Genomic DNA, 16,403 nt, shown 5'->3' with positions numbered 1-16,403 from the left:
TCCCGTGAACAGCGGCTGAATACTCGCGAGATAGGTACATTTCTCGGCCCGGCCGGTGCGACAGTGGACGCGGTTCGTTTCCACCCCTTCCGAAAGGCCATCATGAACCTTCGTGCGATCCAGACGACCGCCGCCCTCGCGGGCGTCGCGCTCCTCGGCCTCGGCCTCGCCGGCTGCACCAGCGGCGCGAACGCCGAGGAGAGCGGCGGCGATTCCGCCGGCTACGCGGTCGACTCCGACACGCTCGTCTTCGGCGTCGTCCCCGACTCCGTCGACACCGAGACCAACTACCAGCCCATCGCCGACTACATCGCCCAGGAGACGGGCAAGACCGTCGAGTACCACGAGTCGACCGACTACGCGGCCCTCATCGAGGCGGCGATCGCCGGCAAGATCGACGTCGCCAGCTTCTCCGGCTTCACCTACGTCACCGCCACGAACAACGGCGCCGAGCTCACCCCGATCTCCTCCATCGTCACCGAGGAGGGGCAGGAGCCCGGCTACTACTCGCAGGCGATCGTCCCGGCGGACAGCGACATCTCCTCGATCGCGGACTTCGCCGGGCACTCGGTCTGCTTCGTCGATCCGTCCTCGACCTCGGGGTACCTCTTCCCCTCCTACAACCTGCTCGAGGCCGGCATCGACCCCGAGGCCGACGTCACTCCCGTGTTCGCGGGCAAGCACGACGTGAGCGTGCAGAAGGTCGGCGAGGGCGTCGAGTGCGAGGCGGGCTTCGCGGAGGACAGCGAGGTCGAGAAGTCCGACGCGGTGAAGGTCGTCGCCGAGACCATGGTCCCCGGCGCCCCGCTCGTCATGTCGAGCGCGCTGCCCGCGGAGCTCCAGGAGCAGCTCACGGGGATCCTCGGCGAGGTCACGATCGACGACATCATCGCCGCGGGCGTCGAAGGAGCCGACACCGACGGCTTCCGCTCCGTCTTCTACGCCGCGGAGCCCGTCGACGACGCCTACTACGACCAGATCCGCGACATCTGCGCGGAGACCGACGCGGAGCAGTGCCAGGCCTGATCGCCCGCACCGCCCGCTGACCGAGCCACCGCCCCGAACCCGAGAGGCACGACCATGCATCCCACGCCCACCGGCCCCGTCATCGAGATCGACGGGCTCACGAAGCGCTTCGGCGACACGACGGCGCTCGACGACGTCTCCCTCCGCGTGCACCGCGGGGAGGTCGCCGTGCTCCTCGGCCTCTCGGGCTCGGGGAAGTCGACGCTGCTGCGGCACATCGACGGGCTCGAGGCGCCGAGCTCCGGCACCGTGCGGGTGCTCGGTGCGGAGGTGCCGCGGCTGCGCGGGCGCGCCCTGCGCGGCCTGCGGCACCGCGTCGGCTTCATCTTCCAGCAGTTCGAGCTCGTGGGGCCGCTCACGGTGCTCGAGAACGTGCTGAGCGGGGCGCTCGGCGACCTGCGGGGTCCCCGGCTCGGCCTCTTCAGCTATCCGCGCGCGCTCAAGCACCGGGCGCTCGCGCATCTCGAGCGCGTGGGGCTCCTCGACCGCGCCTACCAGCGCGCCGACACCCTCTCGGGCGGACAGCAGCAGCGCGTGGCCATCGCCCGCGCCCTCATGCAGAACCCCGAGGTGCTGCTCGCGGACGAGCCCGTGGCCTCGCTCGACCCGGAGTCGAGCGCTCAGGTCATGGCGCTCATCCGCGAGATCGCCGCCGCAGACGGGCTCACCGTGCTCTGCACGCTGCACCAGGTCGATCTCGCGATCTCCTGGGCCGACCGCATCGTCGGCCTGCGCCACGGCGCGCTCGTGCTCGACACCCCGGCCGAGGGTCTCAGCCGGGCGGAGGTCATGGAGATCTACGGCCGCGTCGCGACCTCCACCGCGGAGCTCGAGGCCGTCGACGTCGAGGCCGCCGGCCTCGGGGCGTCCGGGCGCGAGCCCGCAGGGGTCTCCGCATGACCCTCCTCGCATCCGCGGCGTCCCCCGCGTCGACCGTCGCCGCGCGAGCGCCGCGGCGACGCCGCGACCCCCAGCGGATCGCGGCGGGCGTCTCGCTCCTCATCCTCGCGGGGCTCGCCGTCTGGGCGCTCGCGCGCATCGACATCTCGATCCCCGGCATGCTCGACTCCGCGGAGAACGCCGAGCGCTTCTTCGCCCGCGTCGGCGGGCTCGAGTTCCCCGAGCCGCTCGAACTCCTGCGGCTCACGGTGCTCACGGTCGGGCTCGTGCTCACCGGCACCGTGCTCGCCGCCGCGCTCTCGGTGCCCATCGCCTACCTCGCCGCCGAGAACACCACCCCCGGGCCGGGGTGGCGCGCCGCGGCGCGCTTCACGGGCGTCCTCACGCGGGCGCTCCCCGATGTCGTGCTCGCCATGGTGTTCGTGCTCCTCTTCTCGCTCGGCGCGCTGCCCGGCATCCTCGCGATCGGCATCCACTCCATCGGCATGATCTCCAAGCTCTTCGCCGACGCGATCGAGCAGATCGACGAGGGCCCCCGCCGCGCGATCCGCGCCGCGGGGGGCTCGCGGCTGCAGGAGTTCACCGTCGGGATCCTGCCGCAGGTGATGCCCTCCTGGGTCGCCACCGTGCTGCACCGCAACGACATCAACCTGCGCGGATCAGTCGTGCTCGGCTACGTCGGGGTCGCGGGCCTCGGCCTCGAGATGTCGCACGCCTTCAAGTCGCTGAACTACGGCCTCGGCCTCGGCATCGCGCTCGTCATCTTCCTCCTCTGCGTCGCGATGGAGATCGTCTCGAGCGCCGTGCGCGTCGCCATGCTCGGCGAGCGCGCCGGCACGGGCGTCTTCGTGCGGCTGCTCTCCCGCCGCGGCGCCGGGGCGCGTCCGTCGCCGCCCGGGGCGGCTCCCGTCGCCGCCTTCGCCTCGGTCGAGGCCGCGATGCGGCGCCCGTGGACGGCCGGGCGGATCCGGGGCACGGCAGCGGCCTGGCTCGCGGTCGCGGCGGTCGTCGGCGGCGTCATCGTGAGCGAGATCACCTGGGGCGACGTGTTCACCTTCTGGGGGAAGATCCCCGCCGTCGCTTCCTCCTTCTGGCCGCCGAACTTCGGCAGCTACGGCTTCGAGACGATCGCCGCCGCCATGCTCGAGACGATCGAGATCGCCCTCGCCGCCACGCTCATCACCGTCGTCGTCTCGATCGTCGTCGGTTCCCTCGCGGCCCGCAACGTCGCCCCGAACCCGGCCGCGCGATCCGGGTTCCGCCTGCTCCTCGTCGGCATCCGCGGCATCCCCGAGCTCATCCTCGCGATCGTGCTCATCGTCATCACCGGGCTCGGCGCCCAGGCCGGCACGATCGCCCTCGCCGTGGGCGGCGTCGGCCTCCTCGGCAAGCTCATCGCGGACTCCCTCGAGGAGGTGCCGCGCGGACCGGAGCGCGCGCTCATCGCCGGCGGCGCCTCCCGCACCCAGATGTTCTTCGGCGCGACGCTGCCGCAGGGGGCGCAGTCGCTCGTGGGGCACGCGTTCTACCTCCTCGACACGAACGTGCGCGCCGCGACGCTGCTCGGCATCGTGGGCGGCGGCGGCGTCGGCTACTACCTGCTCAATGCGGGACAGGGGTCGAACTACCAGCTCGTCGGCTCGATCGTGCTCATGATCCTCGTCACGGTGCTGCTCGTCGAGGGACTCGCGATGTGGATGCGGCGGGTCTTCAAGTGAGCGGGCGAGGCGCGGGCCCCACGGCGACCGCCATGATCTTCGACGGCCCGGGCCGGCCGCTCCGCGAGACGACCGTCGACGTCCCCGCGCTCGGCCCGGGCGAACTGCTCGTGGCGGTGGAGCTCGCGACCGTCTGCGGCTCCGACGTGCACACCGCGCTCGGGCACCGAGCGGAGCCGGTGCCGCTCGGGCTCGGCCACGAGGCCGTCGGCCGGATCGTCGCAGTCGGCGCGGCCGACGGATCCGCGCCGCGCGTAGCGGACGCCGCTCCGCTCGCGCCGGGCGATCGCGTCGTGTGGTCGATCGCCGCGCACTGCGGGGCCTGCGCGCGCTGCCGGCGCGGGATGCCGCAGAAGTGCCTGACGCTGCACAAGTACGGGCACGCGAGATTCGTCGCGGACTGGCCGCTCTCCGGCGGCTTCGCGACGCACGTGCAGCTGCTGGCCGGCACGCCCGTGGTCCGGGTCGGCGAGGCGCTCCCCGCCGCAGTCCTCGCCCCGGCGGGCTGCGGCACGGCGACGGCCTACGCCGCGCTCGCCGCCGCGGAGCGCGGACTGCGCGGGGGCGCGGGGGCGCTCGCCGACGGCGAGGTGCTCGTGACCGGCGCGGGCCTCATCGGGCTGACCGCGAGCGCCATGGCCGCCGAGCGCGGGGCCCGGGTCACCGTGTCCGATCCCGACCCGGAGCGCCGGGCGCTGGCCTCCCGCTTCGGCGCCGCGCGCACGCTCGATCCGCGCCGCGACGCCGTCCCGCCCGCGGTCTTCGACGCCGTCATCGAGGTCTCGGGCGCGCCTGCCGCAGTCGCCGCGGGGCTCGACGCGGTCGCCGTGGGCGGCGCCGTCGTCTGGGTGGGCAGCGTGTTCCCCGCCGACGCGGTCCCCGTCGACGCCGAGCGGATCGTGCGCGGTCTCGCGACCATCGCCGGGGTGCACAACTACGCACCGGCGGAGCTCGCGGGCGCCGTGGCCTTCCTCGAGGCGCACGGCGCGCGCTACCCCTTCGCGGAGCTCGTGGGGGAGATCCACCCGCTGCGGGGGAGCGACGCCGCCCTCGCGCGGGCCGCGCAGCAGCGCGAGGTGCGCGTCGGCATCGCCCCGGCGCTCGCGGCGGACGGGGCCGCATGACTCCCGGCGCGACCCCGACCCCGGCATCGACCCCGGCATCGATCGCGGGCGCGATCCCGGACCCGCCCACGGGCGCGGGCGCCGGGGCCGAGACGATCTTCCTCGGCGGGCCGATCGTCACGATGGACGCCGAGCGCAGCACCGCGGAGGCTCTCGCGGTCGCCGCCGGGCGCATCGTCGCCGTGGGGGAGGCGGAGGCGGTGCTGGCCCATCGCGGCCCCGCCACGGAGGTCGTGGATCTCGCGGGCCGCGCCCTGCTGCCCGGCTTCGTCGAGGCGCACGGGCACCCGATGATCGGGATGTCGTTCCGCGGGGACGGCGTGATCGACGTGCGGGCGGCAATCTGCCCCACGGCGGAGTCCGTGCTGCGAACCGTGCGCGCGGCCGTCGCCGCCGCGCCGGTCGGGATGCCGCTCACCGTCGTCGGCTGGGAGGAGCTGCTGCGACCGGGGCTCCCCGAGCCGCACCGCGCCTGGCTCGACGCGCTCGCGCCGCGGAATCCGCTCGCCGTGCTGCACAACAGCGCGCACTCGGCCTGGGCGAACTCCCTCGCGCTCGCGGCCGCGGGCGTCGACGCCGCGACGCCCGATCCGGAGGGATCGCACTTCGTGCGGGATGCGCTCGGCGAGCCGACCGGCCGGGCGGAGGAGCTGCCGGCGACGCTCATGCTCGCCGGTGCGCCGCTCGACGTCGCCCCCGAGCGGGCGCCGGCGCTGCTCGCGGCCGAGCTCGCCGCGTACGCTGCGGCCGGCGTGACCACCGTCGGCGAGCTCGCGCTCGATCCGGCCCAGGGGGCGCTGCTCGCCGGCGTGACCGCGTCGGAGGGGCGGGTGCGCGTGCGCGCGTACCGCATGTCGAACCGCCCGCGGGCCGTCGCGAGCGGGGTCGGATCCGCCGTGCCCGCCGACCCCGAGATGTACCGCGAGATCGGGGTCAAGCTCTGGGCCGACGGCTCGCCGTGGGTCGGCACCATCGCCGCGTCGTTCCCCTACGCCGACACGGAGACGGCGCGGCGCCTCGGTGTCGCGGGCGCGCGGGGCTGCTGCAACTACACGGCCGCCGAGGTCGAGGCGCTCTGCGCCGCGGGGCTGCGGGCCGGGGAGCAGGTCGCGGTGCACGCGCAGGGCGATGCGGCCCTCGATCTCGTGCTCGACGCCGTGGCCGCCGCCCTCGAGGGCGCGATCGCGGCGGGCGTCGACGTGGGCGATCATCGCATCCGTCTGGAGCACTGCTGCCTGATGACGCCCGAGCAGTTCCGCCGCGCCGCGGACCTCGGCCTCACCTGCTCGCTGTTCCTCGCCCACGTGCGCTACTGGGGGGACGCCATCGGCGAGCTCTTCGGCGAGCGCGGCGAGCGCTGGACGGCCGCGCGCTCGGCGCTCGACGCCGGGCTGCGGATCTCGCTGCACAACGACGTGCCCGTGACGCCGAGCGAGCCGCTCGCGAACGTCCACGCCGCGGTCACCCGGCGCACCCGTTCGGGGCGGGTGCTCGCCCCCGAGGAGCGGATCTCGGTGGAGGAGGCCCTCGCCGCCGTCACCATCGACGCCGCGTGGCAGCTGCGCTCGGAGCGGGAGCTCGGATCGCTCGAGCCGGGCAAGCACGCCGATCTCGTCGAGCTCACGGACGATCCCCGCGCCGTCGATCCCGAGGCGATCGACGGCATCGGCGTCGTCCGCACCTGGCTCGCGGGTCGTCCGGTCGGGGCCAGAGGGGCGTAGGCTCGCAGCATGACGACGATGCGAGCGATCAGGATCGAGCACGCCGGCGGGCCCGAGCTGCTGCACCCGGAGGAGGTCGCGGCCCCCGTCGCGGGGCCGGGAGAGCTGCTCGTGGAGACGGCCGCCGTCGGGGTGAACTTCATCGAGACGTACCAGCGCTCCGGGCTCTACGAGGTCGCGTACCCGTTCACGCCCGGGGCCGAGGCGAGCGGGCGCGTCGTGGCCCTCGGCGACGGGGCCGGCGCCTCCGGGGCGGGGTTCGCCGTCGGGGATCTCGTGACCACGGCCGAGGCCTCGGCGACGTACGCCGAGCGCTTCGTCGTCGCCGCAGCGCGCGCCGTGCGCGTGCCGGAGCCGCTCGCCTCGCGCGAGGACGCCGCGGCGCTCGCGGCCGCGCTGCCTCTGCAGGGGCTCACCGCGCACTACCTCGCGCGCTCGGCGTCGCGGCCCGAGGCGGGCGACACAGTGCTCGTGCACGCGGGAGCCGGCGGCGTGGGCCTGCTGCTCACGCAGCTGCTCGTCGCGCGCGGCGTCCGGGTGCTCACGACCGCCTCGCCGGCGAAGCGGGGACTCAGCGAGGCCGCGGGCGCGGCAGCCGTGCTCGACTACGCGGACTTCGCCGACCGTGCGCGCGAGCTCACGGACGGCGCGGGCGTCGCCGTCGTGTACGACGGGGTCGGACGCACGACGTTCGACGCGTCGCTGCGGGCGCTGCGCATCCGCGGCGAGCTGGTGCTGTTCGGCGCGGCCAGCGGCCCCGTGCCGCCCCTCGACCTGCAGCGGCTGAACGCCGGGGGGTCGCTGTCCGTGACGCGGCCGACCCTCGGTCACTTCCTGCGCACGCCCGAGGAGCGCGCCTGGCGCTACGGCGAGCTCTTCGACGCGCTCGCCGCCGGGACCCTGGAGCTCCGGGTCGGGGCACGCTTCCCCCTCGACGAGGCCGCCGCGGCCCACACCGCGCTCGAGTCCCGGGCGACCACGGGCAAGGTCGTGCTCGTCCCCTGACGCGAGGCGAGGCGGAAGGCGGCTACGGCACCCGCCTGATCCACTCCTCCGTCAGGAACTTCTGCTCGACGAGCCGCTCGGCCGCCTCGTACTCGCCGTCCGTGACCTCGCCGGGCACGCCGCCGTGCCGCTGCTGGAAGACCCGGATCAACTGCTCGATGATCTCCTCGCGGCCGAGGCCGGTCTGGCTGCGGAGCGGGTCGACGCGCTTCTGGGCGCTCGCGGTGCCCTTGTCCGAGAGCTTCTCCCGCCCGATCCGGAGCACCTCCGTCATCGCGACCGGATCCATGTCGTAGGCCATGGTGACGTGGTGCAGCACGGCGCCCGAGCCGAGCCGCTTCTGGGCGGCCCCGCCGATCTTGCCGTGCGGGCTCGTGATGTCGTTGAGCGGCTTGTAGACGGCGTCGATCCCGAGCGCCTTGAGCGCCTCGAGCACCCATTCGTCGAGGAAGGCGTAGGAGTCGGCGAAGCTCATGCCGCGCACGAGCTCCCCGGGCACGTAGAGCGCATAGGTGATGCACGCCTCGGGGGCCATGTACATCGCGCCGCCGCCCGAGATGCGGCGCACGAGCTGCGCGCCGTGCGCCGCCGCCTGCTCCTCGTCCACCTCGTTCTTCACCGACTGGAAGCTGCCGATGAAGACGGCGGGCCGGTTCCACTCCCAGATGCGCAGCGTCGGCCCGCGCAGGCCCTCGCCGACGGCCGTCGTGAGCACCTCGTCGAGCGCGGCGTTGAGCACCGGCGAGATGGGGGGCTCGTGCAGGATCTGCCAGTCGTAGTCCCGCCAGTGGGCGGCTCCCGTCACGGCGCGGCGGATCGCGACGCCGACGGATTCCGGGGTGAAGCCGAGCAGGTGGACCTCGCTCGGCAGCGCCCGCTGGATGAGCGAGCCGTACTCCTCGATCGTGGAGTTCGGGCTCGCGCCCTCGACGGCGGCGTCGATGCAGCCGAGCGCGTCGTCGGGTTCGAGGAAGAAATCGCCCGAGAGCCGGAAGTCCTGGATGCGCCCGTCGACGACCTCGAAGTCGACGACCACCAGCTTCCCGCCGGGAACCTTGTACTCACCGTGCATGCTCATGCCATCAGGGTACGCCCGCTGCCGGGGCCGCGCATCCGCCTGCGCGTGCGGCGTCGGCGCGTCAGGCCGGGGGCGGCACGAAGCCGTCCTGCGTCGCGGCCCGGAGCATCTCGAGCCGGCTGCGCACGGGCCGCCCGAGCTCCGCGTACTTGGCGCGGACCCGGTGCAGGTACTTCTTCGCCGTGCCGGGCTGCACCCCGATCTCCGCGGCCACCTCTGCGAGCGTCATGCCCGAGGCGTACAGGGTGAGCGCGCGCTCCTCCTGGACGCCGAAGCGCGGCCGCGGCGGCGCGTCGGCCACGACCGCGTCGAACTCGGGGCTCCGCCACGCCCGCCCGTCGAGCGTCGCGCGGATGGCGGCGAGGAGGTCCCGTTCCGTGTCGCGCTTGCCGACGAAGCTCTGCGCTCCGGCCTCCGCCACCCGCCGCACGAGCGGCGGCGAGGACATCGCCGAAAAGACGACGATCTTCAGGCCGGAGCGCGTGAGGCGCGCGACCGTCGCGGGGTCTGCGGCCGGCCCGCGCTCGACGAGCAGGTCGAGCAGCAGCAGCTGCGGGCGGCGCTCCGCCCGCTCGTACCAGCCCACGAACTCGGGCAGGGTCTCCGCGCTGTGCACGAGCTGCAGATCGGGCTGCGCGTCGACGAGCGATTCGGTGTAGCGACGCTGCATGAGGTGGTCCTCGACGACGGCGACGCCGCGACGCGCCGGACGGGGCGCGCGTGCGACGGGGGTCGTCGTGGACGGTGGTGACATGGCGCTGCGCCTCCCGGATCGAGCTGGGTCAGGCACAACGTAGCGGCTCGACGGCGTCCGGGCCGCGCCGCGCGGCGAAGTGACCCCTGCGCGGAGGTCAGGCTCTCGGGGTGTCGCCGGGGGCGCGGGTCACGCCCCCGGGAGGCGCTCCAGGATCCAGGAGATCACGTCGGCCGTGACGTCGTCCCGATTGGTCTCGTTGAACAGCTCGTGGCGGGCGCCCGGGTACTCCTTGAGGGCGACGTCGCGCACGCCGCGCCGACGGTACGCCTCGGCGAGACGGCGCCGTCCATCTGCGCGGCTGAGCGGATCGTCGCCGCCGCCGACGATGAGGATCGGCACCTCGGGGGCGACGGCCGGCCCCGGGGTCCCGAAGAGCCGCAGGCCGTCCGCCAGGCCGAAGAGCCCGAGCACATCGGCGTAGAAGCACAGCGGATCCGCGACGAAGGCGGCGCCCACGGCGGCGTCCCGGCTCAGCCACTCGAAGCCGTTCGCGCCGTCGCCCGCCCAGCGGCGGTTCAGCGCGCCGCTCTCCATGAAGCGGGGCGTGCGCAGGGCGGTGCCCGCGAGCACGACGGCATCCCAGACGCGCGGCTCTCGATTGAGGATGCGCTGGGCCATGAGCGTGCCCCAGGACTGCCCGACGAGCACCACGGGCAGGCCGGGGTGCGCCTCCCTGGCGAGCGCGGTGAGCTGCAGGATCGCGGCCTCCGTCGCCGCGAGCCCGCCCGGCCCCAGCCGCCCGAGCCGCGAGAGGTCCCCGCCGTGCTGGCGCCTGCCCGTCTCGCCGTGGCCGCGGTGATCGTCGGCGAGCACCGTGAGTCCGGCGGCGACGAGCGCGCGGGCGAAGTCGTCGTAGCGCCTGGCGTGCTCGCCGAGCCCGTGGGCGATCTGCACCACGCCGAGGGGTTCGGGTGCGGCCCACTCGTACGCCGTGATGACGACCCCGTGCGCGTCCGTGTAGCTGAAGGCGCGCGGGCCGTCCGGCTCGGTCTGCGCGGCGGGGCGCTCGGGATCGGTGCTCATGCCCCCAGTCTGTCGGCTCCGTCTGGACGGCGCCAGGGCGACGGCCTCAGGCCCCGACACTCACCCCCAGCCGGCACTCACTCCGCGGCGCGGTAGGCGACCTCGCCGTCGACCAGCGTGAGGCGCGCCGAGGAGCCCAGGAGCGTCTCGGGGGCGTCGGTGAGGGGATTCGCCGCCCAGACGACGACGTGCGCGCGGTAGCCCGCGGCGATCCGACCGGCCTCGTGGTCGCGCTTCGTCGCGTAGGCCGTGCCGAGCGTGAAGGCCTCCACGGCCTCCTCCGGGCCGAACACGCGCTCGGGGTGGTAGGCCGCGCGCTCGCGCTCGAGCGCCGACTTCGCCGTGAGCGCGATGAACAGGTTGTCGGCCGCCTCGTGCGGCGCGGTGGGCGCGTCCGTGCCGAGCGCGAGCCGCACGCCGGCGTCGCGGAACTTGTGCCAGGGGAAGCCCCCGTCGGCGCGCTCGTCGCCGAGCACCGCCTGCCAGTTGTCGAGCACGGCGGGGTCGCAGTGCACGGGCTGCATCGAGGCGGTGACGCCGAGTGCGGCCATGCGGGCGATCGTGTCGTCCGCCACCGACTCGAGGTGCTCGACCCGCGGCCGGCGGTGCGCGTCCGGCCCGTTCACGCGGATGCACTCCTGCACCATGTCGAGCGCGATCGTGCTCGCCTCGTCGCCGATCGCGTGCAGTGCGAACTGCAGCCCGGCGGCGTCGGCCGCGACCGCGACGGGCAGGGCGAACTCCCGCTCCCAGATCGGGCCGGGCAGTGCGCCGTTCGCATAGGGCGCGCGCATGGCGGCCGTGCACGCGTCGATCACGCCGTCGAGGATGAACTTCACGCCGACGATGCGCAGCCAGGCGTCGCCGTACTGCGCCGCGACCTCATCGCGGAGACGCGCGACCTCGGCGACCTCGGCGAGGTCGGTCTCGAGGTCGCCCGACGCCGTGAGCAGCCAGTGGGCGTTCACGGGGAAGGGGAGGCGGCCGTCGCGGTCGAGGACCCGCCGGTACGCGGCGAGGTCGGCATGGCCGAAGGACATCTCGCTCGCGCCGGTGACGCCCGTTGCGACGTAGGCGTCGAAGGCGGTGGCGAGGTAGCGGTCGCGGTCGGCGTCGCTCGCCACGCGGTCGAGGTAGCCCCACGCGTACTTCACGGCGGCCGTCTCGAGCAGGAAGCCGGTCGCCTCGCCGCGCTCGTCGCGCACGATCTCGCCGCCGACGGGATCGGGGGTGTCGCGGGTGATGCCCATGGCCTCGAGCGCGGCGGTGTTCACCCAGCAGGAGTGGAGGTCGTTGGCGTCGAGCAGCACGGGGACGTCGGCCACGACGGCGTCGAGCATCGCCGCGGTCGGCCGCTCGCCCTCGGCGAAGATGTCGAAGCGCCAGCTCACCCCGGTGACCCGCTGGGCGTCGGGCTGCGCGGCGCGCGCGGCGGCGATGCGCTCCTGCACCTCGCCGACGGTCGCCGCGTCGCGCAGCTGCACCTTCGAGAGCGCCTCGCCGAGCATGAGCATGTGGGCGTGGCCCTCGGTGATGCCGGGCGCGGCGAACGCGCCGCCGAGATCGATCTCCCGCGCGTCGGAGCCCGCGGCGCCGCGCACCGTCGCGAGGTCGCCGACCGCGAGGATCCTGCCCTCCTGCACCGCGAAGCTCTCGCGCGGGGGGATCGCGGCGTCGCCGGTGAAGACGGTCGCGTTGCGGTAGACGGTTGCGGGTGCCATGACTGCTCTTTCCTGGGTTCGGGTTCGGGGTCGGGGATCCGGGGATCGGGGTGCCCGGGCCGGGGCCGGTCGCTGCCTCGATGCTATCCGGGGCGGCTGCGACGGGCGGGGCGGCCGAAGCTTCTGCGGCCGGCTCGTTCAGGCCGGGGCTGGCTCGGCCGCGGCGGCGCGGGCGAGCGCCCGTTCGGCGCCGACGGAGACGCGCGCGATGAGCACGGTCGGCACGAGCACGAGGAAGCTCGTGAGGCCCGTGATGAGGCCGAAGGCGGGGATGCCGAGCCAGGCGATGACCGCGCCGCCGAGGACCGGGGCGAAGCTCGAGCCCACGAGATAGGCCCCGAGCAGCGGCCCCGACCAGCGGCCGCGCGCGTCGAGGCCGGCAGCGGTGGCGAGGAACAGCGCGAACGCGAAGGCGTAGACGGTGTTGATGACGATGATGAGGCCGGCGAGGATCGTCGGATCGGCGGTGAACCCGGAGGCGATCTTGAGCGCGCCCCCGAGCGCGAGCGCGACGGCGAGGGGGACGGCGCGGCCCATGCGATCGCCGAGCACGGTGACGGCGAGCATGCCGAGGATCCCGCCGCCGGCGGCGAGGCTGAGCATGAATCCGCTCGTGCGGGCATCCATGCCCACGGCGTCGCCGAGCACCTGCGCCATGGTCCAGACGGCGTCCTCGCTCGTGCCCCAGAGCGGGAAGACGATGAGGACGGCGATCCCGGCGACGGTGATGCGGCGGGGCGCGGCGATCCGCAGGCTCGTGGTCACGTCGACGGGGGCCGCGTGCTCGGGCGAATCGGGCAGCCAGGCCGCGAGGGCGAGGCCGGCGAGCGAGATGAGCGCGAGCGTGCCGAGGACGCTGCCCTGCGTGATCCCGATGAGCGGGATGGCGGCGAGGATGACGGTGACGAGGATGCGGTTCACGAGCCCGCTCGTCGCCGAGACGCGGTTCGGGTTCCGGAGCGCGGCGATCGCCGCGCCCGAGGTCGAGATCGCCGCGCCGACGCCCGCCCCGCCGAGAATGAGGCCGGTGACGGCGACGGCGGGAGCCGGCACGAGCGCGCCGGCTCCGAAGGCGAGGACGGCGATCGCGAGGCCGGCGATCGCGAGCGGCCGTCGGGCGGCGCCCGAGGCGAGGCGGGAGGTGGCGAGGCCGACGGCGGCGGAGGCCAGGAGGGCCCAGGTGAGGATGTTCCCCGCGGTGAGGGTGTCGAAGCCGAGCTCGCCGAGCGCGCTCATGACGAACGGGGAGAGGTTCGCCATCATGAGGCTCGCGAGCGCGATGACGAAGGTCGCGCTCCCGTTGCGCAGCGTCAGGGGGATGCGGGGATCGGGGGAGATCGGTGCGGATGTGCTCACGGGGGCGGTTCCTTCGGATGGTCCGGCGTCGGTGCGGGAGCCGGGGGCTGCGGCGCCCCGGTTCAGATAACCGAAACTGTTTCGATTAAATGCGAGCTTCATCTTCCATCCTGTGAGAGGATCTGTCAAGCGGCGACCGGCACCGGACCCGAGGAGGCGGCATGGCACGACCGAGGACCGCGCGACTGAGCCCCGAGCGCATCGGTCGCGAGGCGATCGCGCTCGTCGAGGGCGGGCAGGAGCTCCAGCTGATCCCGCTCGCGCGGCGGCTCGGCGTGAGCGTCTCCTCGCTCTACCACCATGTCGACGGCCGCGAGGGCGTCATCCACGCCATGCGGCGCGAGCTCGTCGCACGGCACCTCGCGCCGACGGCCGACGCCGGCGACTGGGAGGCGCGGATCCGCCAGGAGGTCGAGCGCACGTGGCGGATGTACGCCGAGCATCCGCGCGTGCTCCAGCACATGCTCACCGTCGTCATCGACGAGCCCGACGTGCTCCGCTTCTACTCGGCCCTCGCGGCGGCGCTCGACGAGGCCGGTCTGCCCGAGGAGGAGATCGTCACCGCCATCGAGGTGATCGACGCCTTCAGCTTCGGCGCCGCCCTCGACGCGCTCTCGCCCGACGAGCCCCTCGACAGCGCGGCGGTCGACCCCAGGCTCGCGGCGCTGCTCGCGACGCACCCGCGCGGCGCCGCCCGCAACCGACGGGTGTTCGACGCGGGACTCGAGCTGCTGCTCGCGGGGATCCGCGCCCGGGCGGCCGCCGCGCGCTCGGTACACTGAGCCTGTGCCGCGCCCCGACCGACGCTCCGCCCCCGCGAGGCGGGCGGGCCTTTCGCCCGCCCCCGGTTCCCGCGCGCCTTTCGCGCGGGCCTCGCGGCGCGGTCTCCGCGCGGCGCTCGGCGTCGCCGCGGTGCTCGGGATCGCGGCCGCACTGGGCGTCGGCGCCACCGTCCTGCTCGGTCGCGGCGGCGAGCCGGCGCGGGCCGCGGGCGGAGCGGAGCGGGAGGAGGCCGGGATGCGGATCACTGATCTCGTGCTCGCGGGGCCGGCGGCGACCGCCCGACCGGGGACGCCGAACCGCCTCGGATCGGCGTCGGTGCCCGTGCGGCGCTACGAGCCGGCCGCGGGATCGTGGGCGACCCTCGTGTGGGCGCACGGCGGATCCTTCGTGCACGGCGGTCTCGACTGGCCGGAGGCCGATTGGGCCGCCCGGCGCTTCGCCGAGGCCGGGCTGCGCGTCTACTCGGTCGACTACGCCCTCGCCTCCGAGGCGGTGCAGGCCCCGGCCGGCGCGAACGACGTCGGTGCGGTGCTCGACTGGGCGCTCGCCGAGCACGCCGGGGAGCCGGTCGCCGTCGGCGGCGCGAGCGCCGGCGGGCACCTCGCGGCGCAGGCCGCGCTCGACGCCGCCCGGGCCCGCGCGGCCGATCCGGCCGAGCGGGGCCCCGCGGCCCTCGTGCTCGAGTACCCGACGCTGCACCGGGTGCAGCGCCCGGATCCGGCGATCGCCGCCGTCACCGCCGCGCTGCCGGAGGCGCGGCGCTTCCCCCCGGAGCGCATCGCGGCGATGTACGACGTCGCCTTCGGCGGGGATGCCGCCGCCGCGATCCCGGTCGGGGAGCGCGCGGCGGCGGAGCTCGCCCTCCTGCCGCCCACGGTCATCGTCAACGCCGACGCCGACGACCTCCGCGCCTCGGCGGAGCAGTTCGCCGAGCAGCTCCGCGCGGCCGGCGTGCCGGTGACCGAGAGCGTGCAGCCCGGCACCGTGCACGGCTACCTCAACCGGCCGGAGGAGTCGGAGCGGGCCCGCGCGGACGCGCGCGACACGATCGGCCGCTTCGTCGCCGAGCTCCGCCGGATCACGGGTCCCGCGGGCTGAGCCCGCGACCGCTCAGATCTGGTACTCGATCTCCAGCTCGCGGTACCTCCCGCGATGGAAGATGAGCGGCCGGCGCTCGGGGTCGGTCGAGATCGCCGTCACCGCGACGAGGAAGATGAGGTGGTCGCCCGCCTCGATCTCCCGGTCGATCTCGCCCGCGACCCAGCCGGTCACGCCGTCGAGGATGGGCGCCCCGCCGCGCTCGGCGGGCGTCCACGCGACGCCCGCCCACTTGTCGGTGCCCGAGCGCGCGAACTGCCCGCTCAGCCGCTGCTGCTCGGCGCTCAGGAAGTTCACGGCGATGCGGCCGTGCTCGCGCAGCGCCGCGAGGCTCTGCGAGGTGCGGGCGACCGAGAAGGAGATGAGCGGCGGGTCGATCGAGACGCTGTAGAACGACTGGCAGGTGAAGCCGACCGGGCCGGCGGCCGCCTGCGTCGTGATCACCGTGACCCCGGAGGCGAAGCCGCCCATCGCGTCGCGGTACTCGCGCTCGTCGAACGCCCGCAGCGCGGCGGCGGGCGCGGCGCCGGCGGCGGGCGCGGCGCCGGCGGTCACGCGGGCACCGCCGCGGCGAAGGCGCCGGACTCGTTCGCGAACCACTCGTCGAGCAGCTCCTCGCGACGGTCGAAGCGCGGGGTCGCGAAGGCGAGGCCCCGGGTCGGTACGCTCGCGCCGAGCTCGACGAGCAGCGGGCGCAGCGTGAACTCGACCGCGAGCGCGTGCTCGTCCGAGGCGGTCGTGAAGACGGGGACCGCGGTCACGCCCGCGAGCCCCCGGGCGGGATAGCGGTCGAGGAAGGCCTTGAGGAGGCCCGTGTAGCTCGCCTTGTAGGTCGGCGTCGCGACGACCGCGAACGTCGAGCCGCGCAGCTGCTCGGCGAGCGCGTCGACCGCGGGCGCCGGCCAGCGGAACAGCTCATCGGCGTGGTCGATGAGCTCGACCGTCGGCAGGAGCTCGGCGCCGGTGCGCGCGGCGATGCGGCCGGCGAGCTCCTCGGCGATCTGGCGCGTGCGGGATCGCGGCTTCGGATTGCCGACGATGACGGAGAGGGTGGACATGGCGCTCCCTTCGCAGAGGTGTACGGGACGTGGTC

Annotated in this window: 15 protein-coding genes; 8 read left to right on the top strand and 7 right to left on the bottom strand. The window is 74.8% G+C overall.

The genetic code is table 11. From position 1 onward, the window contains the following. Positions 1-102 precede the first annotated feature (102 nt). From MUN78_RS14385 to MUN78_RS14360, 6 genes are read left to right on the top strand one after another with little or no spacing between them, the layout of a single operon-like run. Positions 103-1,026, top strand: coding sequence for a phosphate/phosphite/phosphonate ABC transporter substrate-binding protein (locus MUN78_RS14385; RefSeq protein ID WP_244691820.1), 924 nt, complete (start codon positions 103-105; stop codon positions 1,024-1,026). A gap of 54 nt (positions 1,027-1,080) precedes the next feature. Further along, complete coding sequence (gene phnC, locus MUN78_RS14380; protein ID WP_244727323.1) at positions 1,081-1,926, top strand: phosphonate ABC transporter ATP-binding protein; 846 nt, start codon at positions 1,081-1,083, stop codon at positions 1,924-1,926. Next, positions 1,923-3,644: a PhnE/PtxC family ABC transporter permease gene (locus MUN78_RS14375; protein WP_244727320.1), complete on the top strand. Its 1,722-nt coding sequence runs from the start codon at positions 1,923-1,925 to the stop codon at positions 3,642-3,644. The genes phnC and MUN78_RS14375 overlap by 4 nt, the downstream gene beginning before the upstream one ends. Then, positions 3,641-4,768 (top strand): alcohol dehydrogenase catalytic domain-containing protein, encoded by a 1,128-nt coding sequence (locus MUN78_RS14370; protein ID WP_244727318.1) that lies wholly within the window; start codon positions 3,641-3,643, stop codon positions 4,766-4,768. Before MUN78_RS14375 ends, MUN78_RS14370 begins: the two co-directional genes overlap by 4 nt. Continuing rightward, entirely contained in the window at positions 4,765-6,489 is a 1,725-nt protein-coding gene (locus MUN78_RS14365) for an amidohydrolase (protein WP_244727316.1), read from the top strand. The genes MUN78_RS14370 and MUN78_RS14365 overlap by 4 nt, the downstream gene beginning before the upstream one ends. A gap of 9 nt (positions 6,490-6,498) precedes the next feature. After that, positions 6,499-7,494 carry a quinone oxidoreductase family protein gene (locus tag MUN78_RS14360; RefSeq protein WP_244727314.1) on the top strand — a complete coding sequence of 332 codons (996 nt, stop codon included), beginning with the start codon at positions 6,499-6,501 and terminating at the stop codon, positions 7,492-7,494. Between the two features lie 22 nt (positions 7,495-7,516). Here MUN78_RS14360 and lplAB read toward each other — a convergent pair whose 3' ends face one another. From lplAB to MUN78_RS14335, 5 genes are all read right to left on the bottom strand, one after another. Further along, on the bottom strand, positions 7,517-8,566 hold the full coding sequence (gene lplAB / locus MUN78_RS14355) for a lipoate-protein ligase LplAB (RefSeq protein ID WP_244730110.1): 1,050 nt from the start codon (positions 8,564-8,566) through the stop codon (positions 7,517-7,519). 67 nt (positions 8,567-8,633) lie between these two features. Then, the gene (locus MUN78_RS14350) at positions 8,634-9,326 is read right to left on the bottom strand and encodes a response regulator (protein WP_244727312.1); all 693 of its coding nucleotides are present in this window, start codon (positions 9,324-9,326) and stop codon (positions 8,634-8,636) included. Between the two features lie 129 nt (positions 9,327-9,455). After that, positions 9,456-10,352, bottom strand: coding sequence for an alpha/beta fold hydrolase (locus MUN78_RS14345; RefSeq protein ID WP_244727310.1), 897 nt, complete (start codon positions 10,350-10,352; stop codon positions 9,456-9,458). 77 nt (positions 10,353-10,429) lie between these two features. Next, a complete protein-coding gene (locus tag MUN78_RS14340) occupies positions 10,430-12,073 on the bottom strand; it encodes an amidohydrolase (RefSeq protein ID WP_244727308.1) in 1,644 nt (547 codons plus the stop codon). Between the two features lie 138 nt (positions 12,074-12,211). Beyond that, a complete protein-coding gene (locus MUN78_RS14335; protein WP_244727306.1) occupies positions 12,212-13,429 on the bottom strand; it encodes an MFS transporter in 1,218 nt (405 codons plus the stop codon). Positions 13,430-13,590: 161 nt separating this feature from the next. Between MUN78_RS14335 and MUN78_RS14330 the strand changes: the two genes are divergently transcribed. Together MUN78_RS14330 and MUN78_RS14325 are read left to right on the top strand one after the other, a co-directional pair. Continuing rightward, the gene (locus tag MUN78_RS14330; protein ID WP_244691794.1) at positions 13,591-14,211 is read left to right on the top strand and encodes a TetR/AcrR family transcriptional regulator C-terminal domain-containing protein; all 621 of its coding nucleotides are present in this window, start codon (positions 13,591-13,593) and stop codon (positions 14,209-14,211) included. A 4-nt stretch (positions 14,212-14,215) separates the two neighbouring features. Then, positions 14,216-15,310, top strand: coding sequence for an alpha/beta hydrolase (locus tag MUN78_RS14325; RefSeq protein ID WP_244727305.1), 1,095 nt, complete (start codon positions 14,216-14,218; stop codon positions 15,308-15,310). Between the two features lie 12 nt (positions 15,311-15,322). Here the strand turns inward: MUN78_RS14325 and MUN78_RS14320 are convergent, their stop codons facing one another. Together MUN78_RS14320 and MUN78_RS14315 are read right to left on the bottom strand one after the other, a co-directional pair. Beyond that, positions 15,323-15,865, bottom strand: coding sequence for a flavin reductase family protein (locus MUN78_RS14320; RefSeq protein WP_244727303.1), 543 nt, complete (start codon positions 15,863-15,865; stop codon positions 15,323-15,325). Beyond that, positions 15,862-16,368 carry an NADPH-dependent FMN reductase gene (locus MUN78_RS14315; protein ID WP_244727301.1) on the bottom strand — a complete coding sequence of 169 codons (507 nt, stop codon included), beginning with the start codon at positions 16,366-16,368 and terminating at the stop codon, positions 15,862-15,864. Before MUN78_RS14315 ends, MUN78_RS14320 begins: the two co-directional genes overlap by 4 nt. Positions 16,369-16,403 lie beyond the last annotated feature (35 nt).

This window comes from Leucobacter allii, from assembly GCF_022919155.1.
Taxonomy (GTDB): Bacteria; Actinomycetota; Actinomycetes; order Actinomycetales; family Microbacteriaceae; genus Leucobacter; species Leucobacter allii.
Note: the sequence above shows the minus strand (reverse complement) of the source record. Positions and strands in the feature narration are given on the sequence as shown.